This window comes from Cupriavidus nantongensis (assembly GCF_001598055.1).
Lineage (GTDB): Bacteria > Pseudomonadota > Gammaproteobacteria > Burkholderiales > Burkholderiaceae > Cupriavidus > Cupriavidus nantongensis.
On record NZ_CP014844.1, the window covers coordinates 1,164,331 to 1,189,962 of the forward strand.

General features: G+C 68.4%; 24 protein-coding genes. 8 read left to right on the forward strand and 16 right to left on the reverse strand.

Annotated elements, in window-relative coordinates:
* The first annotated feature begins 45 nt into the window (after positions 1–45).
* Positions 46–1,770, forward strand: coding sequence for a lipid A export permease/ATP-binding protein MsbA (msbA, locus tag A2G96_RS05270; RefSeq protein WP_174549309.1), 1,725 nt, complete (start codon positions 46–48; stop codon positions 1,768–1,770).
* Positions 1,771–1,839: 69 nt separating this feature from the next.
* Here msbA and waaC read toward each other — a convergent pair whose 3' ends face one another.
* Positions 1,840–2,817, reverse strand: a complete 978-nt coding sequence (waaC, locus tag A2G96_RS05275) for a lipopolysaccharide heptosyltransferase I (protein ID WP_062797400.1) — start codon at positions 2,815–2,817, stop codon at positions 1,840–1,842.
* Positions 2,818–2,997: 180 nt separating this feature from the next.
* Here waaC and A2G96_RS05280 point away from each other — a divergent pair, with 180 nt between their 5' ends.
* Positions 2,998–3,588: a peroxidase-related enzyme gene (locus tag A2G96_RS05280; protein ID WP_062797402.1), complete on the forward strand. Its 591-nt coding sequence runs from the start codon at positions 2,998–3,000 to the stop codon at positions 3,586–3,588.
* Positions 3,589–3,616: 28 nt separating this feature from the next.
* On the opposite strand, the gene A2G96_RS05285 is transcribed toward A2G96_RS05280, so the two are convergent.
* Positions 3,617–4,126 (reverse strand): hypothetical protein, encoded by a 510-nt coding sequence (locus A2G96_RS05285; RefSeq protein WP_062797404.1) that lies wholly within the window; start codon positions 4,124–4,126, stop codon positions 3,617–3,619.
* Positions 4,127–4,442: 316 nt separating this feature from the next.
* Here A2G96_RS05285 and A2G96_RS05290 point away from each other — a divergent pair, with 316 nt between their 5' ends.
* Positions 4,443–4,772, forward strand: coding sequence for a hypothetical protein (locus A2G96_RS05290; protein ID WP_062797406.1), 330 nt, complete (start codon positions 4,443–4,445; stop codon positions 4,770–4,772).
* A gap of 79 nt (positions 4,773–4,851) precedes the next feature.
* On the opposite strand, the gene rng is transcribed toward A2G96_RS05290, so the two are convergent.
* The 8 genes from rng to A2G96_RS05330 form a co-directional block, all read right to left on the reverse strand.
* The gene (gene rng / locus A2G96_RS05295) at positions 4,852–6,318 is read right to left on the reverse strand and encodes a ribonuclease G (RefSeq protein ID WP_062797408.1); all 1,467 of its coding nucleotides are present in this window, start codon (positions 6,316–6,318) and stop codon (positions 4,852–4,854) included.
* An 87-nt stretch (positions 6,319–6,405) separates the two neighbouring features.
* Positions 6,406–7,032, reverse strand: coding sequence for a Maf family protein (locus tag A2G96_RS05300; protein ID WP_062797409.1), 627 nt, complete (start codon positions 7,030–7,032; stop codon positions 6,406–6,408).
* Between the two features lie 41 nt (positions 7,033–7,073).
* On the reverse strand, positions 7,074–7,553 hold the full coding sequence (rlmH, locus tag A2G96_RS05305; RefSeq protein ID WP_022533932.1) for a 23S rRNA (pseudouridine(1915)-N(3))-methyltransferase RlmH: 480 nt from the start codon (positions 7,551–7,553) through the stop codon (positions 7,074–7,076).
* Positions 7,554–7,622: 69 nt separating this feature from the next.
* A complete protein-coding gene (rsfS, locus tag A2G96_RS05310; RefSeq protein WP_062797410.1) occupies positions 7,623–8,375 on the reverse strand; it encodes a ribosome silencing factor in 753 nt (250 codons plus the stop codon).
* 63 nt (positions 8,376–8,438) lie between these two features.
* Entirely contained in the window at positions 8,439–9,146 is a 708-nt protein-coding gene (locus A2G96_RS05315; RefSeq protein ID WP_062797411.1) for a nicotinate-nucleotide adenylyltransferase, read from the reverse strand.
* A 10-nt stretch (positions 9,147–9,156) separates the two neighbouring features.
* Positions 9,157–10,068 (reverse strand): oxygen-dependent coproporphyrinogen oxidase, encoded by a 912-nt coding sequence (hemF, locus tag A2G96_RS05320; protein ID WP_062797412.1) that lies wholly within the window; start codon positions 10,066–10,068, stop codon positions 9,157–9,159.
* A gap of 156 nt (positions 10,069–10,224) precedes the next feature.
* On the reverse strand, positions 10,225–11,493 hold the full coding sequence (purD, locus tag A2G96_RS05325) for a phosphoribosylamine--glycine ligase (protein ID WP_062797413.1): 1,269 nt from the start codon (positions 11,491–11,493) through the stop codon (positions 10,225–10,227).
* Positions 11,494–11,582: 89 nt separating this feature from the next.
* On the reverse strand, positions 11,583–12,308 hold the full coding sequence (locus tag A2G96_RS05330) for a YebC/PmpR family DNA-binding transcriptional regulator (protein ID WP_062797414.1): 726 nt from the start codon (positions 12,306–12,308) through the stop codon (positions 11,583–11,585).
* Positions 12,309–12,560: 252 nt separating this feature from the next.
* On the opposite strand from A2G96_RS05330, the gene A2G96_RS05335 reads away from it, so the two are divergent.
* Complete coding sequence (locus A2G96_RS05335) at positions 12,561–14,078, forward strand: helicase HerA-like C-terminal domain-containing protein (protein WP_062797415.1); 1,518 nt, start codon at positions 12,561–12,563, stop codon at positions 14,076–14,078.
* Positions 14,079–14,158: 80 nt separating this feature from the next.
* Here the strand turns inward: A2G96_RS05335 and A2G96_RS32220 are convergent, their stop codons facing one another.
* The 6 genes from A2G96_RS32220 to A2G96_RS05360 all read right to left on the reverse strand — a co-directional run bounded on the left by A2G96_RS32220 (position 14,159) and on the right by A2G96_RS05360 (position 21,926).
* A complete protein-coding gene (locus A2G96_RS32220; protein ID WP_082818852.1) occupies positions 14,159–14,323 on the reverse strand; it encodes a DUF3149 domain-containing protein in 165 nt (54 codons plus the stop codon).
* Positions 14,324–14,452: 129 nt separating this feature from the next.
* Complete coding sequence (gene upp / locus A2G96_RS05340) at positions 14,453–15,103, reverse strand: uracil phosphoribosyltransferase (RefSeq protein WP_012352165.1); 651 nt, start codon at positions 15,101–15,103, stop codon at positions 14,453–14,455.
* A 172-nt stretch (positions 15,104–15,275) separates the two neighbouring features.
* Positions 15,276–16,676, reverse strand: a complete 1,401-nt coding sequence (locus A2G96_RS05345) for an MFS transporter (RefSeq protein ID WP_231909615.1) — start codon at positions 16,674–16,676, stop codon at positions 15,276–15,278.
* 531 nt (positions 16,677–17,207) lie between these two features.
* Positions 17,208–20,183 (reverse strand): c-type cytochrome, encoded by a 2,976-nt coding sequence (locus tag A2G96_RS05350; protein WP_062797417.1) that lies wholly within the window; start codon positions 20,181–20,183, stop codon positions 17,208–17,210.
* The gene (locus A2G96_RS05355; RefSeq protein ID WP_062797420.1) at positions 20,180–20,677 is read right to left on the reverse strand and encodes a (2Fe-2S)-binding protein; all 498 of its coding nucleotides are present in this window, start codon (positions 20,675–20,677) and stop codon (positions 20,180–20,182) included. Before A2G96_RS05355 ends, A2G96_RS05350 begins: the two co-directional genes overlap by 4 nt.
* Positions 20,678–20,765: 88 nt before the next feature.
* Positions 20,766–21,926, reverse strand: coding sequence for an FAD-dependent monooxygenase (locus A2G96_RS05360; RefSeq protein ID WP_062797422.1), 1,161 nt, complete (start codon positions 21,924–21,926; stop codon positions 20,766–20,768).
* Between the two features lie 371 nt (positions 21,927–22,297).
* Between A2G96_RS05360 and A2G96_RS05365 the strand changes: the two genes are divergently transcribed.
* From A2G96_RS05365 to A2G96_RS05380, 4 genes are read left to right on the forward strand one after another with little or no spacing between them, the layout of a single operon-like run.
* Positions 22,298–23,050, forward strand: a complete 753-nt coding sequence (locus tag A2G96_RS05365; RefSeq protein WP_062797424.1) for a maleate cis-trans isomerase family protein — start codon at positions 22,298–22,300, stop codon at positions 23,048–23,050.
* 11 nt (positions 23,051–23,061) lie between these two features.
* The gene (locus tag A2G96_RS05370) at positions 23,062–23,892 is read left to right on the forward strand and encodes an alpha/beta fold hydrolase (protein ID WP_062797428.1); all 831 of its coding nucleotides are present in this window, start codon (positions 23,062–23,064) and stop codon (positions 23,890–23,892) included.
* An 11-nt stretch (positions 23,893–23,903) separates the two neighbouring features.
* Positions 23,904–24,992: a 2,5-dihydroxypyridine 5,6-dioxygenase NicX family protein gene (locus A2G96_RS05375; protein WP_062797430.1), complete on the forward strand. Its 1,089-nt coding sequence runs from the start codon at positions 23,904–23,906 to the stop codon at positions 24,990–24,992.
* Positions 24,985–25,620 (forward strand): N-carbamoylsarcosine amidohydrolase, encoded by a 636-nt coding sequence (locus A2G96_RS05380; RefSeq protein WP_062797432.1) that lies wholly within the window; start codon positions 24,985–24,987, stop codon positions 25,618–25,620. The genes A2G96_RS05375 and A2G96_RS05380 overlap by 8 nt, the downstream gene beginning before the upstream one ends.
* Positions 25,621–25,632 lie beyond the last annotated feature (12 nt).

Consider the following 25,632-nt stretch of genomic DNA (forward strand, 5'->3'; position numbering starts at 1 on the left):
ACATCCAAACCGCCCATCTCGCCAGGTGCCGCCGTGCCGTCCAGCATGGCCAGCCGGCTCTGGTCTTACCTGCGCCCCGAGCTGCGCATCTTTATCGGCGCCATCCTTGCGATGGCGGTGGTGGCCGCCAGCGAAGGGGTGATCCCCAAGGTCGTCAACGACCTGCTCGACAAGGGCTTCGGCGGCGACTACGCCGGCACGCTGTGGCATGTGCCGGCGATCCTGACCGGCGTGGCGCTGATCCGCGGCGTGGCGCAGTTTGCCTCGGGCTACCTGCTTAACCTGATCTCGAACCGCGTGCTGCTGAAGATGCGGCTGCAGATGTTCGAGCGCCTGCTGCAGGCGCCGGCATCGTTCTACCACCGCAATACCGCCGCGTCGCTGATCAATGCGGTGATCTTCGAGGTCAACCAGGTGCTGCAGATCCTGACCAGCGTGTTCATCACGCTGGTGCGCGATTCGCTGACCGTGGTCGCGCTGCTGATCTACCTGTTCTATACCAACTGGCGCCTGACGCTGATCGTCGCGGTGATCCTGCCGGTGATCGGCTACCTGATGTCCAAGATCAACCGCCGGCTGCGCAAGCTCAATCGCGATCACCAGACCTATACCAACAATGCCGCCTATGTGGTCGAAGAGGCCGTGGGCGGCTACAAGGTGGTCAAGCTGCATGGCGGCGAGGCCTATGAACTGCGGCGCTTCCGTACCGTGGCCGAGCGGCTCAAGAATTACTCGATGCGCATGGCGGTCGCGGGCGGGCTGAACCAGCCGGTCACGGCGTTCCTGGCGGCGCTGGCGCTGTCGGTGATCATCACCATCGCGATGGTGCAGGCGCAGGCCAACCAGACCACGGTGGGCGGCTTTACCGGCTTCGTGATGGCGATGCTGCTGCTGATCTCGCCGCTCAAGCACCTGACCGACATCAACCAGCCGCTGACGCGCGGCATCACCGCCGCCGAGATGATCTTCCGGCTGATCGACGAGCCGGTCGAGCCGCAGGATGGCGGCAAGCCGCTCGCGCGCGCCCGAGGCGAACTGGCCTTCGAACAGGTCGGCTTCCGCTATGGCGAGGCGCCGCGCGCCGCGCTGGAGGGCATCGACCTGCGCGTCAGCCCGGGCGAGGTGGTGGCGCTGGTGGGCCCGTCAGGGAGCGGCAAGACCACGCTGGTCAACCTGGTGCCGCGCTTCTTCGATCCGACTTCGGGGCGCATCCTGCTCGACGGCGTGCCGCTGACCGAGCTGGCGCTGAAGGACCTGCGCAACCAGATCGCCTTTGTCAGCCAGGACGTGGTGCTGTTCAACGACACGGTCGCGGCCAATGTGGCCTATGGCGCGCAGCCCGGCAGCGAGATCGACATGGCCCGCGTCGAGCGTGCGCTGGCGGCGGCCTACCTGACTGAAACTGTGAAGGGTCTGCCGGAGGGCGTGCAGACCAATATCGGCGACAACGGCATGAAGCTGTCCGGCGGCCAGCGCCAGCGCCTGGCGATCGCGCGCGCGCTGTACAAGGATGCGCCGATCCTGATCCTGGACGAGGCCACCTCGGCGCTGGACTCGGAATCGGAGCGGCAGGTGCAGGCGGCGCTGGAGGAACTGATGAAGGGCCGCACCACGCTGGTGATCGCGCACCGGCTGTCGACCATCGAGAATGCCGACCGCATCGCCGTGCTCGACCACGGCCGCGTCGCCGAGACCGGCACCCACGCGCAGCTGCTCGCGGCCAACGGACTGTACGCCGGACTGCACCGGATCCAGTTCGCCAGCCAGTAGGCGGCGGGCGCATCAAGCAAAAGGGCCGGCGCGTCTGCGCCGGCCCTTTTTGTTTCCGTGCTGGAGTGTTCAGTTGGTGGAAGCGACCCGCGGCATCACTTCGTCGATGGCTGCCAGCACCTCGGCGCGTTGCGGCACCACGCCGCCGCCGCCCAGCGACACCGCTCGGCCCGGCGCATCGACGCCGTACAGGTGGCGCGAGGTGGTGGTGAACAGGATCACCGTCGGCCGGCGCAGCGCATCGGCAATATGCACGAAGCCGGTGTCCATGCCGACCACCAGCGACGCCTTGCCCACCATCTGCGCCACGCCGGTGATGCTCAGGCGCGGCATCACCTCGGCGCCGGGCACGCTGGCGGCGATGGTCTCGGCTTCCAGGCGCTCGGCGTCATTGCCCCAGGGCACCAGCACGCGCAGGCCGCGCGCCGAGATGGCGCTGCCGACGCTGATCCAGTCGGCCACCGGCCACTTCTTTTCCTCGCTCGAAGTGGCGTGGAACAGCATTGCGTACGGGCCCCTGGCGGCGGCAGCGGGCGTGTCGGCCGGCATTTTCAGGCCGTATTCCATCTCGCGGGTCATTTCGTAGCCGAGCGCGCGGCTGACGGCGCGGCGCATGCGGTTGCGCGCGCAATCCTCTTCCACGAAGGGCTGGAATACATGGTTGTAGGCGAAGCGCGCGCCGCTCTCGCCCAGTTCCTGGACCGGCAGGCCATATCGACGGCGCGTGCGGGCGAGGAAGGTGACGATGGCGCTCTTGTAGACGCCGTGGACGTCCAGCACCGCATCGTATTTTTCACGGCGCAAGGCGCGCAGGGCAGCGAAGATCTCGCGCAGGCCGGCCCAGCTGCGCTTTTTCTTGAAGCCGCGCAGCGGCGCGGCGATCACGCGATCGATATTGGGGTTCCAGCGCGGCACGTCGGCGCAGTAGGAGTCGGCGATCCAGTCGATCTTGACGCCGGGAAAGGCGCGCTGCAGGTCAGCCACCAGCGGCTGGGTGAACACCATGTCGCCGAGCGAGGTCAGCTTGACGATGAGAATGCGTTTCATCGGGAACAGTAGCGCGGTCAGGGGCCCGCCTGGTTCGGAAGGTGCGTAGTATGCCTGATCCGGCCGGCATCTGTCCGTGCGATGCATGGGCGACATGCGGTCCGCCGGCTTGCGCGCGATCCGGTAGTATTGGTGGCAGAAGCCTCACGACGATGACGCCAATTCCAACCGGAGACCACCATGTCAGACACGGCATTCCCGATCAGCCGCTACGCCATCCCGCCGCTGGCCGAGCTCCCCGACGATATCCGCGCGCGCATCCTGGAAGTCCAGGAGAAAGCCGGCTTCGTTCCCAACGTGTTCCTGGCGCTGGCGCACCGTCCCGACGAGTTCCGCGCCTTCTTTGCCTATCACGATGCGCTGATGCTGAAGGACGGCGGCCTGACCAAGGGCGAGCGCGAGATGATCGTGGTGGCCACGTCCGCCGCCAATCAGTGCCTGTACTGCGTGGTGGCGCATGGCGCGATCCTGCGCATCTACGAGAAGAAGCCGCTGGTCGCGGACCAGGTCGCGGTGAACTACCTGAAGGCCGACATCCCGCCGCGCCAGCGCGCCATGCTCGACTTCGCCATGAAGGTCTGCACCGCTTCGCATGAAGTCGGCGAGGCCGATTTCGACGCGCTGCGCGCACACGGATTTTCCGACGAGGATGCCTGGGATATTGCCGCGATCACGGCGTTCTTCGGGCTGTCCAACCGCATGGCCAATACCATCGGCATGCGCCCGAACGACGAGTTCTACCTGATGGGCCGGGTGCCGAAGGCGAAGTAGCGGCGCCGCGCGGTTCAGCGTACTTCGCTCAGCGCACTTCGGCGCAGGCACCGCTCTTGGGATCGAACAGCACCGGCCACGCCTGCTCGTAGATGCCGGGCGTGCAGTACTTCTCGCAGCGGTTATGCGCCAGCGTGACGCGGCGCGGATCCTGCCAGACCAGCAGCTTGCACTGGCTGCCGTCGATCGCCTGCAGCTCGATATGCGGGGTCGCGCGGACCTGGCGGAACTGCACCAGGTTGAATTCGCAACTGCCGCGCCGCGATACCCACAGCTTCCATTTCAGCGCGCGCACCTCGTTGGCGGTGACGTCCATCAGCGCGTCTTCGCGGAAGCCGTCTTCCTCGGTGCGCTTGCAGGCCGCGGCAATGTTGATGACCTTGGGCGCGATCGGCGTGGCGCGCTCCTTGGGCGCCTCGGGGACTTCGACCCTGGCCTGGGGCGGCGGCGCCGGCGCGCGCCTGGCGATCGGCAATGGCGCGCACGCGACCGACAACAGGAGGGCCAGCACACAGGCCCCATGGTTCGTGGCGTTCATGCCGGACTCCTTGCTTGCCGACCGGCCGTGCCGCACCGGAACAGCTGGCGCGGACAACCGGGCGCGGCCTGCTTGCGCAGGCCGCTGACTGCCTTCGTTTAGTTATAGCGGATGGCAAACGGAAGTGGGCTAGGGCCATTACCGAGTCCGGAATCGCGCGTGCGCCAGCCATCGGACAAGCGTTGTCGATGCGTCGCGCTTACGTTCGCGCTTAGGTTCGCAGTTACGTTCGCGGTTACGTAATTAAACAGCTTGAAACACTGCAGTGCGCGCGCGCGTGCTAGCCTCGCCCCAATCAGTTCTTGCCCGTTCCGACATGAAGCCCCGTCTCCTGGTATCCCTCGTGGTCCTGCCCGTGCTCCTCGGCGCCTTCTGTGCCACCGCCCATGCCGACGACGACTGGGACGACGACGACCGCTACTACGGGCGGCACCATGGCCGCTACTACAAGGGCGACGACTACAAGGAAGAATTCTGGGTCGGCAACTGCAAGATCAAGCGCAAGTGGAAGGGCAACGGCGAGTACAAGGAAGAGCGCAAGTGCAAGGACCGCCCGGTCGTGTACCAGGCGCCGCCGCCCCCGCCGGTGTATTACCAGCCCGAACCGGCGCTGGTGATCAGCCCGCACGTGGTGATCCGGCCGTAAAGCAAGACAGCCCGCCAGTTGGCGGGCTGTCTTGCTTTATGGTGGCGGAAAACGCGGCGAAAAAAGCGCGCCGGCCGCTTCACATCAGGATGATGTCGTACTGCTCCTGGTGGAAGGTCGATTCCACCTGCAGCGAAATCGGCTTGCCGATGAAGTCGCCCAGCATCGCCAGGTGCTGGCTTTCCTCTTCCAGGAACAGGTCGATCACTTCCTGCGAGGCCAGGATGCGGAACTCGCGCGGGTTGAACTGGCGCGATTCGCGCATGATCTCGCGCAGGATGTCGTAGCAGACCGTGCGCGGGGTCTTGACCTGGCCCTTGCCCTGGCACACCGGGCATTGTTCGCACAGCACATGCGCCAGCGATTCGCGCGTGCGCTTGCGCGTCATCTCGACCAGGCCCAGCTGCGAGAAGCTGTTGACGGTGATGCGGGTGCGGTCGCGCGACAGCGCGCGCTTGAGCTCGGACAGCACCGCGTCGCGGTGCTCGGCGTTCTCCATGTCGATGAAGTCGATGATGATGATGCCGCCGAGGTTGCGCAGCCGCAGCTGGCGCGCGATGGTGTGGGCCGCCTCCAGGTTGGTCTTGAAGATGGTGTCGTCGAAGTTGCGCGCGCCCACGTAGCCGCCGGTGTTGACGTCGATGGTCGTCATCGCCTCGGTCTGGTCGATCATCAGGTAGCCGCCCGACTTCAGGTCGACCCGGCGCGACAGCGCCTTCTCGATCTCGGCGTCGATATTGAACAGGTCGAAGATCGGCCGCTCGCCGGTGTAGTGCGACAGCCGCGGCAGCACCGCCGGCGTGTATTCCTTGGCGAACTCCAGCAGCATCTGGTAGTTCTCGCGCGAGTCGATCTGGATCACGCCGGTGGCGTCGTTGATGAAGTCGCGCAGCACGCGCTGGGCCAGGTTCAGGTCCTGGTAGAGCAGGCTGGGCGCGGGCAGGGTGGTGGCGTTCTGGCGGATCGCGCCCCAGATCTTGCGCAGGTAGGCGATATCGTTGCCGAGTTCCTCGTCGGTCGCTTCCTCGGCGATGGTGCGCACGATAAAGCCGCCGCGCTCGTCGGCGGGCACCAGCCCCTGCACGCGGCTGCGCAGCGCCTCGCGGTCGATCTCGCCCTCGATGCGCTGCGAGATGCCGATATGCGGGTCCTGCGGCAGGTACACCAGCGTGCGCCCGGCGATGCTGACCTGGGTCGACAGCCGCGCGCCCTTGGTGCCGATCGGGTCCTTGATCACCTGCACCATCAGCGCCTGGCCCTCGAACAGGGTCTTCTCGATGGCGAGCTGCGGGGTGGTGTTGTTGCGGTCCGGGTCGCGCGGGTGCCAGATGTCGGCCACGTGCAGGAAGGCGGCGCGCTCCAGGCCGATGTCGATAAAGGCCGACTGCATGCCGGGCAGCACGCGCACCACCTTGCCCAGGTAGATGTTGCCGACCAGCCCGCGCGTGAGCGTGCGTTCGACATGCAGTTCCTGGACCGCGGCCTGCTGCACGATGGCGACGCGGGTCTCCTGGGGCGTGATGTTGACGAGTATGTCTTCAGTCATAGCGGGTGAAACGCGTCGCCGGCTGGCCCGGCTTTAGAGGGTGGCCCGGCGCGGGGCCGGGTCTTGTCTGGGCACGGAGGCCGCTGCTCAGAAGCGCAGGCGAGCCTCGCGAAGTAACGCGGCCGTCTCAAACAAGGGCAAGCCCATGATACCTGAATAGCTGCCTGCAATCCGCGCCACGAACTCGGCCGCGCGGCCCTGGATGCCATAGGCACCGGCCTTGCCCAGCGGCTCGCCGCTGGCGACATAGCGCTCGATCTCGGCGGGCTGCAGCGGGCGGAAGGTGACCTCCGACACCGACAGCGCATGGCGCATGCCGGTGGCCGACACCACCGTCACCGCGGTCAGCACGCGGTGGGTGGTGCCCGCCAGCGCGCCCAGCATGGCCGCGGCGTCGGCGCCGTCGGCGGGTTTGCCAAGGATGCGGCCGCCGAGGCAGACCGTGGTGTCCGAGGTCAGCACCGGCGCATCGGGCAGCGCGCGGCGTTCGCGGCGGCGCAGCGCGGCCTCGGCCTTGAGCGCGCACACGCGCTGGACATAGTCGTCGGGGCTCTCGCCGGGCAGCACGGCTTCGAGCGCTTCGGCGTCTTCGTCGTCGTCGGCCAGCAGCAGTTCGTAGCGCACGCCGAGCTGGGTCAGCAGCTCGCGCCGGCGCGGGCTTTGCGAGGCGAGGTAGAGGTAGTCGTGCAGGGGGGCGTGCAGGGTGTCGGGCATCGCGGCAGGGGCCTTCCGGCGATGGCCTGAATTCAGTGGAATCAGGCCCGATGGTAGGGGTGGTTCTGCGTGACGGACCACGCGCGGTACAGCTGCTCGGCCAGCAGCACGCGTACCATGCCGTGCGGCAGGGTCAGGCTGGAGAGCCGGATCAGCGTGCTGGCGCGGGCCTTGAGCGCGGGATCGAGCCCGTCGGCGCCGCCGATCAGGAAGGCCACGTCGCCGCCCTCGCGCTGCCAGTCAGTCAGCTGCGCGGCCAGTTGCACCGTGGTGAAGTCGCGGCCGCGCTCGTCCAGCGCGACGATGCGGCATTGCTTCGACAGGCTGCCCAGCACCGTCTCGATGCGCGCGGCTTCGCGCTGCATCACGGTGGCGGCGTTATTGCTAGACGAGCGGGTCTCGGGCTTGACCTCGCGCAGCTCGATGCGCAGCTCGGGCGGCATGCGCTTGGCGTACTCGCTGAAGCCGGTTTCGATCCAGCCGGGCATCTTGTGGCCGACGGCGACGATCACCAGTTGCATGGGGCAGGCGATGGGGTGGGCAAGGGCAGTGCGGCCGCCGGACTGACGCCCGACGGCCGCGCACCGGACTCAGGCCGAGCGAGTGGCGCGCTTGCGCGCGGCCGGCTTGGCCGCGGCGGTCTTGGCGGGTGCCTTCTTTGCAGCGGTCTTGGTTGCCGTCTTGGTGGCCGTCTTGGTCGCGGTCTTGCGTGCGGTAGTGCCGGCGGCGGTCTTGCGCGGCGCGGCGGCGCGGGTGCCGGCGGTCTTGCTGGCCGTGGTCTTGGTGGCGGTCTTGCGGGCCGGCTTGCGGATGGTGGCGATGGCGTCCGCGTCGGTGTCCTCGTGGCCCATCGGCGGCGACGGCTCCTTCATGCCTTCGGGCAGGCGCGCCAGCGCCGGACGCAGGTTGCTGGCACGGCGCACGGTGCGCACCGGGACCTCGTTCTCATCTTCGTCTTCGTCGATCGGCTCGCTGGCCTTGGCCAGGCTGCGCGCACCGCTGGCCAGCTTCATCCGCACCGGCTTGTCGCCCCAGATCTCTTCCAGGTTGTAGTACAGCCGCAGCTGCGGCTGCAGGATGTGGACCACGGCGTCGCCGCAGTCGACCAGCACCCATTCGCCGGTTTCCAGGCCCTCGACCGCCACGATATGGCCGCCCGCTTCCTTCACCGTATCCCGCACCGACGCTGCCAGCGCCTTGGTCTGCCGGTTGGATGTCCCGCTGGCAATCACCACCCGGTCGAACAGTTCCGTCAGGTGGCTGGTGTCGTACACCTTGATGTCCTGCGCTTTGACATCCTCGAGGCCGTCGACGATGGCGCGTTGCAGTTTACGAATATCCATGGGTGTCTTCTTGTTCAGCTCAGATCGGTTTGGGGGTGGGCGCCGGGGTCGGTGCGACCCTGGTCAGGCCCGGGCCGGGGCGTTGCGGTACAGCCCGTGGCTGGCAATGTAGTGTGCCACGCCGGGCGGCAGTTGGTCATCTGCCGGCTGGCCGGCCGCCAGCCGCTGGCGCAGATGGGTGGAAGAGAGGTCGACGGCGAGCGTCTGGTCGATCCACATCCGGCCGGAGGGCGTGCATTGTATCAGGTGCGTGTCGGCCTGGCGCTCGGCCAGCGCGGCCAGCACCGGACCCTCCAGCGCCTCCAGCGCAAAGCGCGGCCGTGTCGCGGTGCACAAGTGCACGTGCGCGAACAGTTCCTGCCAGCCATGCCAGGTGTGCAGGCGCAGCAGCTGGTCGGCACCCATCAGCCAGCACAGCGAGGCCTCGGGACCGTATTCGTCGCGCAGCTGGCGCACCGTGTCGATGGTGTAGCTGGGGCCGGCGCGGTCCACTTCCATGCGGCTGACGCGGACCCTGGCGCCACTGTCGCCGAGCGCGGCGGCGGCCAGCTCGGTCATCGCCAGGCGGTCGGCGGCCGGGGTCACGTCGTCACCCTTCTGCCAAGACTGGCCGGTGGGAATCCACACCAGCTCGTCCAGCCCGAGATGGTCGATGCACAGCCGCGCCAGCGCCAGGTGGCCGACATGGGGCGGATCGAAGGTGCCGCCCAGGATACCCAGGCGGTAGGGGCGGGCGGCGCCGGGCTTGCTGGATTTTGCGGGATGGGCCATGGGTCAGCCGTCAGGCCCAGTCGCGCGCCGGCAGGAAATCGGTGTACAGCGCCGCTTCGGGGCTGCCCGGCTCCGGTTGCCAGTCATAGCGCCAGGCCGCCAGCGGCGGCATCGACATCAGGATGGATTCGGCTCGTCCGCCCGATTGGAGGCCGAACAGCGTGCCGCGGTCGAACACCAGGTTGAACTCGACGTAGCGCCCGCGCCGGTAGGCCTGGAAGGCGCGTTCGCGCTCGCCGTAGGGGGTGTCCTTGCGCGACTGCAGGATCGGCAGGTAGGCCTCCAGGAAGGCGTCGCCGACCGCCTGCATCATGGCGAAGCTGCGCTCGAAGCCGAGCGCGGAGAAGTCGTCGAAGAAGATGCCGCCGACGCCGCGCGCTTCGTTGCGGTGCTTCAGGAAGAAATACTCGTCGCACCACTGCTTGAAGCGCGGATACAGTTCGTCGCCGAACGGCGCCAGCGCCTGCTGGCAGGTGCGGTGGAAGTGGCTGCAGTCGCCGGCGTTGCCGTAGTAGGGCGTCAGGTCCATGCCGCCGCCGAACCACCAGACCGGCTCCGCCCCCGGCTTGAGCGCGAGGAAGCAGCGCACGTTCATATGCACCGTCGGCACATGGGGATTGCGCGGATGGAACACCAGCGACACGCCCATGGCTTCGAAGCTACGCCCGGCCAGTTCCGGCCGGTTGGCCGTGGCCGACGGCGGCAGGGTGTCGCCGCTGACATGCGAGAAGCCCACGCCGGCGCGCTCCATCACCGCGCCGCCTTCGAGGATGCGGGTGCGGCCGCTGCCGCGCAGGCGTTCGGTGGGCGGTTTCTCCCAGGCGTCGGTCAGGAACGGCTGGCCGTCGATGGCACCGATGGCATCGGTGATGCGGTCTTGCAGACCGAGCAGATAGGCACGGACTGCCTGGGAATCGATCATGGTGGGCTGAATCGGATAAACCGACGAATGGACCGGCCGGATGGCACGCCGGCAGCCAGTCGGCTGCCGGTTGCGTCACAGCATTGTCACGATTGTACCGGCTGGGCGGCCTGTTGGTCGCCGGAAGCGGTCGCCACGGCCGCCGCGGGCGGCGCGTCAGCGCTTGATGGCGCGGTAGCCGATGTCGGTGCGGTACTGCATGCCGTCGAAGCGGATCTGCTCGACCGCGGCATAGGCGGCGCGCTGCGCGGCCTTGACGGTGTCGGCCAGGCCGACCACGCACAGCACGCGCCCGCCCGAGGTCAGCAGGGTGCCGTCCTTGAGCGTGGTGCCGGCGTGGAAGGTCACGCTGTCGTCGGTTTCGGCGGGGATGCCGGTGATGGCATCGCCCTTGCGCGGGTCGTCGGGATAGCCGTGGGCGGCCATCACCACGCCCAGCGCGGTGCGCCGGTCCCAGTCCAGCTCGATGCTGTCGAGCTTGCCCGAGACGGCGGCTTCCATCACGTCGACCAGGTCGGTCTTCAGGCGCGCCAGGATCGGCTGGGTTTCCGGATCGCCCATGCGGCAGTTGAATTCCAGCGTCTTGGGGTTGCCATCCTGGTCGATCATCAGGCCGGCGTACAGGAAGCCGGTGTACGGGATGCCGTCCTTTTCCATGCCGCGCACCGTCGGCAGGATGATCTCGCGCAGCGCGCGCGCATGCAGCGCCGGCGTGACCACCGGCGCCGGCGAGTACGCGCCCATGCCGCCGGTGTTGGGGCCGGCGTCGGCGTCGAGCAGGCGCTTGTGGTCCTGGCTGGTGGCCAGCGCCAGCACGTTCTTGCCGTCTACCAGCACGATAAAGCTGGCTTCCTCGCCTTCCAGGAACTCTTCGATCACCACGCGCGCGCCGGCGTCGCCCAGCTTGTTGCCCTCCAGCATCATGTCGACGGCCTGGTGCGCTTCTTCCAGCGTCATCGCCACCACCACGCCCTTGCCCGCGGCCAGGCCGTCGGCCTTGATCACGATCGGCGCGCCCTGCGCGTCGATGTAGGCGTGCGCCTGGGCGGCGTCGGCGAAGGTCTGGTAGGCGGCGGTGGGAATGCCGTGGCGCTGCATGAAGGCCTTGGCGAAATCCTTGGACGACTCCAGCTGCGCGGCGGCCTGGGTCGGGCCGAAGATGCGCAGCCCCTTGGCGCGGAAGATGTCGACGATGCCGGCGGCCAGCGGGGCCTCGGGGCCGACCACGGTAAAGGCCACGCCTTCGCGCTCGGCAAACGCCGCGATGACCTCGGGATCGGTCAGCGGAACATTCTGCAGGCGCTTGTCGAGCGCGGTTCCGCCGTTTCCCGGCGCGACGTACACCACCTGCACCTTGGGCGACTGGGCCAATTTCCAGGCCAGCGCGTGTTCACGTCCACCCGAGCCGACAACCAATACTTTCATGATCCACTGCCAGAAAAGAAACGCATGCAAAAAGGCGGCAGCTGGGTCCTGAAAGCCGGGCTGCCGCCGTTGGGGAGCTTGTTACCGTTTTAGTCTTCGATTACCGCGTTGGTGAAGACTTCCTGCACGTCGTCCAGGTTTTCCAGGGCGTCGAGCAGTTTCTGCATCTTGACCGCGTCGTCGCCGCTGAAGCTGACTTCGTTCTGCGGCTTCATCACCACGTCGGCAACTTCGGCCTTGAAGCCGGCGGCTTCCAGCGCGGCCTTGACCGCGGAAAAATCGTTGGGCGGGCAGGTGACTTCGATCGAGCCGTCGTCGTTGGTGACGACATCGTCGGCGCCGGCTTCGAGCGCGGCTTCCATCAGCTTGTCTTCCGGCGTGCCGGGTGCGAACAGGAACTGGCCGCAGTGGGTGAACATGAACGCCACCGAACCCTCGGTGCCCATGTTGCCGCCGTGCTTGGAAAACGCGTGGCGCACTTCGGCCACGGTGCGGGTGCGGTTGTCGGTGAGGCAGTCGACGATGATCGCGGCGCCGCTCAGGCCGTAGCCTTCGTAGCGGATTTCCTCGTAGTTCACGCCTTCCAGGCCACCCACGCCGCGCTGGATCGCGCGCTGGATGTTGTCCTTGGGCATGTTGGCGTCCATGGCCTTGTCCATCGACAGGCGCAGGCGCGGGTTGGAGTCGGGATCACCGCCGCCGAGCTTGGCGGCCACGGTGATTTCCTTGATCAGGCGGGTCCAGATCTTGCCGCGCTTGGCGTCTGCGGCGGCTTTCTTGTGTTTGATATTGGCCCATTTCGAGTGACCGGCCATGATTCTCTCCGAAGCGGAATGCGGTGATCTGCGGTGATGTTGTGCGGGGTCGCCAGGCGCGCCGCGGCTGCCTCGAAAAGGTGGCCGCGCGGCGCGCGCCAGGTGACGGATATGCCTGGCGGCTGGCTATAATCAGCCCAGGATTTTATCACGCGGGCCTGCCCGCGCCGCCCGGACCCACTCGACTCCCACTCGACTCCCAATCGAGTCCCAATCGAGTCCCAATCGACCCTCACGCAATCCAGGAACATCATGGCCGACCCCATCCTCATCGCCAAGAATGCCGAACATGAACTGGTGCTGCTGCCGCAGATGGGCAACCGGCACGGGCTGATCACCGGCGCCACCGGCACCGGCAAGACTGTCACGCTGCAGACGCTGGCGCAGGGGTTCTCGCGCCTGGGGGTGCCGGTGTTCATGGCGGATGTCAAAGGTGACCTGACCGGCATTTCGCAGCCCGGCCAGCCGTCGGACAAGCTCAAGCAGCGGCTCGCCGACCTGAACCTGCCCGAGCCGGTCTGGGGCGGCTGCCCGACCGCGCTGTGGGACGTGTTCGGCGAGAAGGGCCACCCGGTGCGCGCCACGGTCTCGCACATGGGGCCGCTGCTGCTGTCGCGCATGCTGGAGCTGAACGACACCCAGCAGGGCGTGCTGAACCTGGTGTTCCGCATTGCCGACGCCAACGGCCTGCTGCTGCTCGACGCCAAGGACCTGCGCGCGATGCTGCAGTACGTCGGCGACAACGCCAGCCAGTTCACCACCGAATACGGCAATATCTCGGCGGCCTCGGTCGGCGCGATCCAGCGCGGGCTGATCGCGCTGGAATCGCAGGGCGGCGACGTCTTCTTCGGCGAGCCCATGCTGAACCTGGAAGACTTCATCCAGACCGACAAGGGCCAGGGCGTGGTCAATATCCTGGCCGCCGACAAGCTGATGAACTCGCCGCGGCTGTACGCGACCTTCCTGCTGTGGATGCTGTCCGAACTGTTCGAGAAGCTGCCGGAGGCCGGCGACCTCGACAAGCCCAAGCTGGTGTTCTTCTTCGACGAGGCCCACCTGCTGTTCAACGACGCGCCCAAGGCGCTGCTCGACAAGATCGAGCAGGTGGTGCGGCTGGTGCGCTCCAAGGGCGTGGGCGTGTACTTCGTCACGCAGAACCCGGTCGATATTCCGGACACGGTGCTGGGGCAGCTGGGCAACCGCGTGCAGCACGCGCTGCGCGCCTTCACCCCGCGCGACCAGAAGGCGGTCAAGGTGGCGGCCACGACCATGCGCGCCAACCCCAAGCTGGACCTGGAAACCGCCATCGGCGAGCTGGGCGTGGGCGAGGCGCTGGTGTCGTTCCTCGACGCCAAAGGCACGCCGTGCGTGACCGAGCGCGCCTGGGTGCTGGCGCCCGGCAGCCGCATCGGCCCGGCGACGGAGGACGAGCGCAAGCAGCTGATCGCCAACTCGCTGGTGGCCGGCACTTATGAGAAGACCGTCGACCGCGAATCCGCCTATGAAAAGCTGCGCGGCAGCGTGCCGACGGTGGCGAATGGCGGCAAGGCCGGCGCGCCGGCCGGCCAGCCCGCGGGCGAACAGGACAGCGGCTGGCTGGGCACCGCCGGCGAAATCTTCGGCACGCTGACCAAGGGCACCGGCAAGAGCGGCCGCGGCGATTCGATCCTGGAATCGATGGCCAAGTCGGCCGCGCGCACGGTCGGCTCGCAGGTCGGGCGCGAGTTGATTCGGGGCGTGCTGGGGAGTTTGTTGGGGAAGAAGAAGTAAGGGCGGTTCAAGCTTGCCCGCGGTTTGCTCACCTCTCCCGCAGGCGGGAGAGGGAGTACACCGGCGGTCATGCATGGGCGTCAGCGCCGCTGCGCCGCGTCGCGCGCCTTCGCCGCTTCAGCATCCTCGCGCATCTTGCGCGCGAACATGCGGGCGAAGAACCAGCCCATGCCGATGATGAAGACGATCACGCCCAGGCTCATCAGCCCGGTGCTGGTACTGAACAGGATCTTGAAGGCTTCCATGCGTGGCTCCCTTTATGTGTGGACGCTGGCGCGCGGCGAGGTCTCGCCGGCGCTTGCCGCCAGTGTAGGGAGCCGCATCGGGCGGGCTATTGAGGCCGGTCAAGCGCCGGCCAGCCCGCGTCCGTGCCGTCAGTTCTTGGTGCCGAACAGCCGGTCGCCGGCATCGCCCAGCCCGGGCACGATATACGCATCGGCATCCAGGTGGCTGTCGAGCGAGGCGACGAACAGCTTCACCCCCGGGTGCGCCTTCTGGAACACTTCCACGCCCTCGGGCGCGGCCACCAGCGCGACGAAGGTGATGGCCTCGTCCTTGACGCCGCGGCGCTTGAGCACCTCCACCGCGTGCGCCGCCGAATAGCCGGTGGCGACCATGGGATCGCACAGGATAAAGCTGCGATCTTCCAGCGCCGGCAGGCGCACCAGGTATTCCACCGGGCGGTGCTGCTCGTCGCGGTACACGCCGATATGGCCGATGCGCGCCGACGGAATCAGCTCGACCAGGCCGTCGCTCATGCCCACGCCCGCGCGCAGCACCGGCACGATGGTCAGCTTCTTGCCGGCGATTACCGGCGCGTCCAGCTCGACCAGCGGGGTCTCGATGCGGCGCGTGGTCAGCGGCAGGTTGCGGGTGATCTCGTAGCCCATCAGCAGCGTGATCTCGCGCAGCAGCTCGCGGAACGTGCGCGTCGACGTTTCCTTGTCGCGCATGTGCGAGAGCTTGTGCTGGATCAGCGGGTGGTCGAGGATGAAGAGGTTGGGAAAGCGCGGGTCTTGTTTCATGGCTGGCGGCGAGGGCTCGGCGGGATGGCGAGTGAAGCGGGCGCGCGAGGCCGGTTGGGGCTCGCGCGCCGCGCCGTTGCAGCCGGATTGTAATGGAAGCGGGCCGCCGCGCCCGGCAGCGGCCCCGCGGTTGCCCCGTGGTTGCCCTGCGGTTGCCCCGTAGCGCCTTCGGCTAGTCGAGCGCGCGGTCCTTCGACTCGATATCGACCAGGAAGATGGCCAGCGCCGCCACGGCCAGGAACGAGGACAGCAGCGCCAGCGCCAGCGTGAACTGGCTGGCCATGATCGGCGCGACGATCGACGGGGCGAACAGGCCGCCGAAGCGCGCCATTGCCCCCGCGGTGCCCATGCCGCTGGCGCGCAGGTCGGTCGGGTACACCTCGGGCGTGAAGGCGTACAGCGCGCCCCAGGTGCCGAGCAGCGAGAAGCTCATCAGCAGGGTCGAGCCGATCACCAGCGCCGGCGACTGGCCCAGGCTGTACAGCATGCAGCCCGCCGCGCTCAGCAGCAGGAAGCCGATCAGCGTCGGCTTGCGGCCCCAGCGCTCGACCCCATGCGCGGCCAGCGCGAAGCCGGGCAGCTGCACCAGCGCCAGCACGATCAGGAACACCTGGCCACGCATGAAGCCGAAGCCCTGGCCCGCCAGCTTGACCGGCAGGTAGACGAAGACCCCGTAATAGGCGATCGAGATCAGCATCCACGCCGCCAGAAGGCAGATGGTGCGGCGCCGGCAACCGGCGGCGAACAGCGCGAACACCGATTTGCGCTCCATCTTCTGCGGCTGCAGCGCGCCGATCTCCACCGACACGCGGTTGGCTGCCGCCACTCGCTGCAGCACCGCGCGGGCCTCGTCCGAGCGCCCTGATTTATTGAGGTAGAGCGGCGACTCGGGCACGAAGAAGCGGAACACCACGCCCACCAGCGCCGGGATGCCGGTGACCAGGAAGATCAGCCGCCACGCATCATTGCCGCGCGACACCGCGATCAGCGCCAGGATCGCCAGCAGGATGGTGCCGACCGCCCAGAACGACTCCAGCAGCACCAGCCAGCGGCCGCGCCGGTCCGACGGCAGGAACTCGGCCATCATGGTGTAGTCGACCGGCAGGGTGCCGCCGACGCCGATGCCGGTCAGGAAGCGCAACAGCAGCAGCCACTGGAAGTCTGGCGCGAAGGCCGAGGCGACGCCGCAGATGGCATCGATGACCACCGCCATCATCAGCACCGGGCGGCGGCCGATGCGGTCGGCCAGCCGGCCGAACACGAACGCGCCGATCAGCATGCCGACGAAGAACATGGTGCCGGTCTGCAGCGCGGTCGGCACCGGAATGCCGAAGGTCGCTGCGATCGACGGCGCGGTGAAGCCGATCGACAGCACCTGCATGGCGTCGGCAAGCCACACCAGGCCGAAGATGACGAACAGCCGGTACTGGAAGCGGCCGACGCCGGCCGCGCGGATGCCTTGCTCGATCGTGATGGGTGGCGACGACGCTGCGCGCGCGCTGGGCTGCGGGGCCGAGCCTAGCGTGGCGTCCGGGATAGTCGTGGTGGCCATGGATGAAATGGATGACGACATGTTTGTCTACCTGTCTTTATAGGCTGGTTCTGGAACTCGGAAGCACGCGTGGCCAGAAGCAGGCCGGCACGTGATGCCGGCTGCTGCCGAATGCAGCGGGGGCAGCGGCGGCGGCGGGGGCTGCGGCTTCCACCTGGCGACGCTGGAACTAGCCCGGTAGCACGCCTGCAACAGCTTCCTGGTACTGATACGACATAGTCACTCCTGGTTGTCTACCCTTGGTTTGGTCTGGCCCGGCGCCCCGGTGTCTGGCGGAACTATGCAAGCCCCGCGCCAGCGCGTCCGGTGATCTATCGGGCCGGTTTTATGTTTTTGTGTTCTGGTCCGCCGCGTGCGGCGCGCCGTCCTTGTGCGGGGAGGCACCGCAGCGTGCCCGCTGGCACTCATGTAGTGCGCACTACATGATCGTTCAGCGTAAGCTACATGAAACTGGCGGGCAAGGCCGAATTGCGTTTCTCTCCTCGGGGTTTTCCCGCGCGCACGGCGCCGATGCTCAAGGCTCGCCAGCGTGGTGCATGGTGCTCCGGTGGTTCAGTGGGCTGGCGCCGCGCGCAGCCGCGCGACGGTGTTCTCCAGGTCCTGCCAGGCGGGTTTGTCGGGGGCAAAGCGCGCGCGCAGGTACTGCGCCAGCTGCGCGATCTGCTGGTCGTCGAGCGTGTCGGCATAGCCCGGCATCGCGCCCAGTTCGCTGTTGGGCGGTGCCGGCATGCCGCGCAGCAGCACCTGGATCACGTTGTCCGGCAGCTTGCTGTGCAGGTTGGTGTTGAGCGCCAGCGACGGCTTCACGCCGAACTGCGCGATGCCCTGGTCCGACTGGTGGCAGACCGCGCAGGCGCTCTGGTACAGGCGTTCGGCCGGACCGCCGAGCGTGCGCGCGGCGGTCCGGCTGCGTTGTTCGACCTGCACCGCCTGCGCCGCCAGTACCGACGGTGCCGGTGCGGGCGCGCCGAACGAGGCCACGTAATGCGCGATCGCGCGCACGTCGTCCTCGGGCAGTTGCGCGAGCTCTTCCACCACCGGCGCCATCGGTCCCGCGGCGGCGCCATGGTGCGGCGCATAGCCGCCGCGAAGGTAAGTGAACAGCGCAGCCTCGGTCCACGGCACCGGCGCCTGCGACAGCGCGGTCAGCGCCGGCGCTTCCCAGCCTTCGGCGCTGCCGCCGGTCAGGTAGCGGCGCCCGCCTTGCTCGGCGCCGAGCGCGTTGCGCGGCGAATGGCAGGCGCTGCAGTGGCCCAGCCCCTCGGCCAGGTAGGCGCCGCGATTCCATTGCGCCGAGCGCGACGGGTCCGGTGTAAAGCGTTCGTTGCGATGGAACAGCAGGTTCCAGCCGGCCAGCAGCGGGCGCAGGTTGAAGGGGAAGGCGAGCTGCGTCTGCGGCACCGCGGAGGTCACCGGCTCGGCCGACATCAGGTAGCCGTACAGCGCCTGCATGTCGCCGTCGCTGATCCTGGCGAAGGCGGTGTACGGGAACGCCGGATACAGGCGCCGCCCGTCGCGGTGGATGCCTTCGCGCATGGCGCGCTCGAAGGCGGCGAACGACCAGTTGCCGATGCCGGTCTGCACATCGGGCGTGATGTTGGTGCTGTAGACCGTGCCGAACGGCGTTTCCAGCGGCAGGCCGCCGGCGTTCTTCGCGCCGCCGGGCGCGGTATGGCACACCGCGCAGTCGCCGGCGGCGGCCACCAGTCGGCCGCGCTCGAGCGTGGCGGCGGAATAGAAGCCGGGCTCGGGCGGCGCCACCGGCGCGATCGGCGCGCGCCACGGCAACAGCGTGGCGCACACGCCGGCCGCCGCGGCGGCTGCCGCCGCGATCCAGCCGCGCTTCTTGCGTTGGTTGCCGGGATTGGCCTCGGCCAGTGCCAGACGGATGCGTTCGGCGCTGAACGGTGGCTTGCGCAGGCGCACGCCGGTGGCGTCGTAGATGGCATTGGCCACCGCGGCGGCGGCCGGCAGCGAATCGGTGGGACCGGCCGCGAGCGCGTCGTGCGTGGCCAGCGTGCCGGCCAGCCGCACTTCCGGCAGCGCCTGTGCCGGCATGGCCGGCAAGTGTTCGCCGGCAACACGCGCGTCCGCCGGCCAGGTGTCGAACGCCGGCGTGGCGGTGGTCAGCTGCAGCGCGGCGGCTGCGACGTCCTGCTCGATCGAACGCGGCATCGAGCGCGGCATCGAGCGCGGCATCGAGCGCGGCATCGAGCGCGTCATCGCGGCGGCTTGCGGTAGTGGCAGCGATTCGCTGTCATGCCCGACCGTGACGCGCGTGACCGCCAGCTCGCCGGTGGTGCCGTCGACCTCGACTTCCGCGACCCACGCCGACCAGCTCTGGCCGGCGTCGTGGTCGATGGTGTGGGCGTAGGCAAAGCCGCGGCCACGCCGTACATTGCCGGCGGCGGAGTGGGCGCGTGGTGTTGCTGGGTTCCAGCCGGCGCGCTCGGCGACCTGCCGCACCAGCGCGGAGCCGCGCGGGTCGTCCAGGTGCGCGAGGCGCAGCGCCACCGGGTCGGCGTCGCTGGCGGCGGCAAGCTCGTCAAGATGGGATTCGCGCGCGAACACCTGCGCGCGCGCTGCCGTCAGCGGCGCGGCTGCGAATGCCGCCGGGTCGCCGGACACGGCGAGTTCGACATGCGGGATGCGATACGGCGGCAGCGCAGCGTCGCCGCCATGGCCCGCATCGATGCTGTCCGTCACCGGCGCCGGCGTATGCGTCAGCCACAGCGCCAGCGGTGAAACCGGGGCCGTGGCGCCGGACAGCGTGGCGGCGTAGGCGTCGACGGTGGCGCCGGTGCGCGCGCTATCGACGCGGATATCGAACTCGGCATCGGCCAGGCCGACGTCGGCGGCACGCAGCCGGCGCACCACCGGCTGCCCGCTGGCGTGCGCCAGCAGCGCCGCGTCGGCGGCAGCGTGCGGTGCCAGCAGCGCGGGATCGGCGCGGTCGTCCGGATCTTGCCAGCAGACCATCTGCACTTGCGTTGGCGCGATGTCCAGCAGCGCAGCAAGTTCGGCGCGCAGTGCGCCGGGGCGCGTGGCGGGCAGCCATACGGTCAGCGTGCCGTCGCGCCAGTCGGCGACAACGGTGCAGCAGGCATCGTCGCGGGTGCCCGCGAGCGGCCACCGGTAATTTTGCGTGTGGTGTGCGCGGGCGTGTTCGAGCGCCTCGGCGGCATCGCCGCGTTGCGCCAGTGTGTGGCGCGCCGCAGGGGTGGCGTCGGCGCGCGGCGGACCAGACCAGCGCGCCCGCAGGGCTCGCGCCGCGTCGGCGGCCTGCGCGGCCGAGACCGCGGCCACGCCGGCAAAGTTGTTGCGGACCACCACCGCGCGGATGCCTGGCAGCGCCAGCGCGGCGTCGCGCCCGGCGTGTAGCAGGCGCGCCGCGAGCGGCTCGCCGCCGACCCAGCGCAGGCCCGGCGGTGTCAGTACATGGGCCACCAGGCAATCGGCGGCGCCCGGCGGCACGCCGGCGGCCAGTGCCGTGGCCGGCGTGGTCGCTTGCACGATGCCGGCGCTCACGACGCCGCCCCTTGTGCGGCCTGCCGCTGCAGCACCGCGGCCCGCCTGACCGCGCGCACGATTTCCACATGCGTGCCGCAACGGCACAGGTTGAAGCGCAAGGCTTCGCGGATCTGCGCTTCGTCGGGATCGGGGTTCTGCGCCAGCAGCGCCTTGGCGGTCATGATCATGCCGTTCAGGCAGTAGCCGCATTGCGCGGCCTGTTCTTCGATAAACGCCTGCTGCACGGGGTCCGGATGCTGTGCCGTGCCCAGGCCTTCGAGCGTGGTCACCGCGTGGCCCACCACGGCCCTGACCGGCAGCACGCACGAACGCGCCGGCAGGCCGTCCACCAGCACCGTGCAGGCGCCGCACTGGCCCAGGCCGCAACCGTACTTGGGCCCGTTGCAGCACAGGTCGTTGCGCAGGATGTAGAGCAGCGGCGTGTCAGGCGCCACCTCGAGCGTGTGCTCGGCGTGGTTGACCTGCAGGGTCAGGGGGCGGGGCGTGTTCATCGGGGGCTGGGGGCGGTTTGAACATCACGCATCGCGGCGCCGCGCCCCATTCTGGCGAGGGGCGGCGGCGGGCAGGGCGGTCAGGCGGTCAGGCGGCTTCGGACAGCGGCTTGCTCCCGGCCGACACCAGCGGCACGTTGAACACATCGTAGCCGAAACACCAGTCCGGGTTCTCGTTGCTGCGCAGCCAGGTGTTGTTGTGCGAAACCAGCTGGACTTTGCCGGCGCGCTCGGCGCGGTTGGCTTCATACAGCGCGAAGGCGGCGGAGTAGTCGTCGGTGCCGGCCTCGGTAAAGCAGCGCGTCAGCATGGCGGCATCCTCGATCGCCATCGCGGCGCCCTGCGCCATGTGCGGCTTCATCGGGTGGCAGGCATCGCCCAGCAGCACCAGGCGGCCCCGGCTCCACAGCGGCAGCGGGTCGCGCTCGAGCAGCGGCCACTTGGTCACTTCGACCGTGCCTTCGATCAGCGATTGCACGCCTTCGTGCCAGCCGTCGAAGGCCGCGCGCATCTCTTCGATGCTGCTCGGCACCCAGCTCTTGCTCATGTCCCACTCGGGTTCGGGCACGCCCGTGACGTAGTAGATCTCGTCGAGCTTGCTGGTGTCGAAGTAGACCATCATGTGGCGGTCATCGGTCCACCACTTGGTGCAGCGCTCGTGCGTGAAGCCCTTGACGCGCGAGATCGGGAACACCGCGCGGTGCGCAACGTAGCCGGTGTACTTGGGCGGCTCGGCGCCAAGCAGGGTCTCGCGGATGCGCGAGTTGACGCCGTCGGCGCCGATCACGATATCGGCCTCTTCGACCGTGCCGTCGGTGAAGCGCAGTTGCACCACATCGCCCTGGTCGGTGACGCTTTCCAGCTTCTTGTTGAAGAACAGCGTGCCCGGGGCGACGGCGTCGGTCAGCAGCTTGTGGAAGTCGCCGCGATGCACGGTCAGGTAGCTGGCGCCGTAGTGGCGCACCGCGTAGTCGCCCAGCGGGATCTGCGCGATCACCTCGCCGGTGAGGCCGTCGCGGCTGTACCAGTAGTCGGGGTGGCAGCCCATGTCGTTGAGCGCGTCCTCGATGCCGATGCGCCGCATGATCTTCATCACGTTGGGCCCGACATGGATGCCCGCGCCCAGGCGCGAGAACGCCGGTGCCTGCTCATACAGCCTGACTTGGAAGCCGGCTCGCTGCAGCAGGGCGGCCGCGGCCGTCCCTCCGAGTCCGGCGCCGACAACTGCGATACGCGGTTTGCCTTGCACGTTATTTCTCCTGGCAATGACACAAGGTCGATGGGGGCTGGGGCGGCCACGCGGCCGACCGTTGAAAACGAGTGTACACACTCAAAATATCGAGGTAAAGGCGAAATCAGCTGGACCTATGGAAAACCCTGATAACGATGTGATGGCTTGGCAATGATGCGCTGCAATGGCGAAATCATGCGCAAAAACAGGGATTCATGGATTCAGTGTGCACTGAACGAGTGAATCGCGGCCGGTGCAGAATCTGTTTGCGTAGATAAAGTGTGTACACTACAATCGTTCGCAGCATGCAGGCCCTGGGCCGCTGCAGGCAGACCGAGAGCGCGACCAAAGCGCAAGCAAGGGCAGACAAACAGATGACGGAGTCGACAGTGCAGAAAGTTTTCCGAATCGGCCAGATCGTGCCGAGCTCCAACACCACCATGGAAACCGAGATCCCGGCGATGCTGGCCGCGCGCCAGCTGGTGCGCCCGGAGCGCTTCACCTTCCATTCGAGCCGGATGCGGATGAAGAAGGTGGTCAAGGAAGAGCTGGCCGCGATGGATGCGGAATCCGACCGCTGCGCGGTGGAACTGAGCGACGCCCGCGTCGACGTGCTCGGCTACGCCTGCCTGGTGGCGATCATGGCGATGGGCCACGGCTACCACCGCGTCTCCGAACAGCGCCTGCAGGCGCATACCGCCGAGAACGGCGGCGACGCGCCGGTGATTACCAGCGCCGGCGCGCTGGTCGATGCGCTCAAGGTGATGGGCGCAAAGCGCATCGCGGTGGTGGCGCCGTACATGAAGCCGCTGACCGAGCTGGTGGTCGACTACATCCGCAACGAAGGCTACGAGGTGGTCGACTACCGTGCGCTGGAGATTCCCGACAACCTCGACGTCGGCCGCCATGACCCGGCCAGGCTGCCGGAGATCGTCGCGCAGATGAACACCGCCGATGCCGACGTGATCGTGCTGTCGGCCTGCGTGCAGATGCCGTCGCTGCCTGCGATCGCGAAGGTCGAGGCCATGACCGGCAAGCCGGTCGTCACCGCCGCGGTGGCCACCACCTACGCGCTGCTCAAGCGCCTGGGGCTGGAGCCGGTGGTGCCGGGCGCCGGCGCGCTGCTGTCGGGCGCGTACTGAAGGGGCGGGCCATGGCAGACAGCACCTTTCTCTACGGCGCCCACGTCCACGCCAACGGTATCCGCCAGCACTATCTGCGCTATGGCGGACAGCAGGGCGCGCGCGCGCAGCGCGATGCCGTGATCATCGTGCCGGGCATCACCAGCCCCGCGGTGACCTGGGGCTTTGTCGGCGAACGCTTCGGGCAGCAGTTCGATACCTATGTGCTCGACGTGCGCGGCCGCGGCCTGTCGCAGGCCGGCCCGGAGCTGGACTACAGCCTCGATGCGCAGGCCGCCGACGTGGTCGCGTTTGCCGCGGCGCTGGGACTGCAGCGCTACGCCGTGGTCGGCCATTCGATGGGCGCGCGCATCGGCATCCGCGCGGCGCGCGCCAGGCCCGCCGGCCTGACGCGGCTGGTGCTGGTCGATCCGCCTGTGTCGGGCCCGGGGCGCCGCGCCTATCCGTCGCAACTGCCGTGGTACATCGATTCGATCCGGCTGGCGCAGCAGGGTATCGACGCCGAAGGCATGCGCGCGTTCTGCCCGACCTGGACCGAGGACCAGCTGCGCCTGCGCGCGCAATGGCTGCATACCTGCGACGAGCGCGCGATCCTGGCCAGCTTCAACGGCTTTCATGAAGACGATATCCACGCCGACCTGCCGCAGGTGGCCGTGCCGGCGCTGCTGATGACCGCCGGCCGCGGCGACGTGATCCGCGCCGAAGACGTGCAGGAGATGCGCACGCTGCTGCCGGCCTTGCTGGTCGCGCACGTTGCCAATGCCGGCCACATGATCCCGTGGGACGACGAGGCCGGCTTCTACCGCGCCTTCGGCGATTTCCTCGGCGCGCCGCTGAACTGAATGGAGCGAACATGCCCGTAAGCGATTACGACCTGACGGCAGCGTGGCAGCAGGTGCTGACGCTGTCGAAGCTGCAGCCGGGACAGACCGTCACCGTGCTGACCGGCGCCGCCACGCATCCGCAGACGCTGCGCACGGCCATGGTGGCGGCGCAGTCGATGGGCGCCATCGTCAACCGGCTCGACCTGCCGCCGGTCAACGGCGAGAAAGCGCTGAGCCGCGATGCGCTGGCCTACCTGGGCACCACGCCGCTGACCGGCAATCCGGCGGCGATCGCTGCGCTGAAGGCGAGCGACCTGGTGCTGGACCTGATGACGCTGCTGTTCTCGCCCGAGCAGCACGAGATCCTGTCCGGCGGCACCAAGATCCTGCTGGCGGTGGAGCCGCCAGAGGTGCTGGCGCGGCTGGTGCCGACCGAGGCCGACCGCGCGCGCGTCAAGGCCGCCAACCAACGGCTAAGCAAGGCGCGCGAGATGCATATCGTGTCCGACGCCGGCATGGACCTGCGCTGCCGCCTGGGCGAATTCCCCGCGATCAGCGAGTACGGCTTTGTCGACGAGCCCGGGCGCTGGGACCACTGGCCGAGCGGCTTCGTGCTGACCTGGCCCGACGAGGCTGGCACCGACGGCACCATCGTGCTGGACCGCGGCGACATCCTGCTGCCGATGAAGTCCTATCTGCAGGCGCCGATCCGCATCACGGTCGAGGCCGGCTATGTGCGCCGCATCGAAGGCGGCGTCGATGCCGAGCTGCTGGCCGACTACATGGCCTCGTTCAACGATCCGGAAGCGTATGCCATGTCGCATATCGGCTGGGGCCTGCAGCCGCGCGCGAGCTGGTCGGCGCTGGCGATGTACGACCGCGAGGCCACCATCGGCATGGATGCGCGCGCCTACGAGGGCAACTTCCTGTGCTCGTTCGGCCCCAACAACGAAGCCGGCGGCAGCCGCACCACCGCCTGCCATATCGATATCCCCGTGCGCCACTGCACCGTCAGCCTCGACGGCGAGCCGGTGGTGGTGCGCGGCAAGGTGATGGACGGGCACCATGCCCCGGCCGCCTCGCTCTACCAGGCAGACAAGGACTCGCGCCATGGATGACGCAGTGCAGACTTACCAGCGCCAGGGCTTCGGCGCGGCGCTGGAACCGAAGGCGCCGTACGGGCTGCTGATCATCGACTTCGTCAACGGCTTTGCCGATCCGGCGGTGTTCGGCGGCGGCAATATCCCCGAGGCCATCCGCAACACCCAGCCGCTGCTGCGCGCCGCGCGCGAGCACGGCTGGCCGGTGGCGCACAGCCGCATCGTGTTCGCCGACGACGACAGCGACCACAACATCTTCACACTGAAGGTGCCGGGCATGCTGACGCTGAAGGAAGACGGCCACAACAGCCAGATCGTGCCCGAGCTGGCGCCCGCCGCGGGCGAGCTGGTGGTGCGCAAGACGGTGCCGTCGGCGTTCTTCGGCACCTCGCTGGCGGCATGGCTGACGCAGCGCGGCGTGCAGACGCTGCTGGTGGCCGGCTGCGTCACCAGCGGCTGCGTGCGCGCCAGCGTGGTCGATGCGATGTCGCTCGGGTTCCGCCCGCTGGTGATATCGGATTGCGTGGGCGACCGCGCGCTCGGGCCGCATGATGCCAACCTGTTCGACATGGCGCAGAAGTACGCCACGGTGCTGACGCGGGATGAGGCGCTGGAGCAAGTGGCAGGCGTGCACGTTGCCGCCTGAGCCTGCCCGATG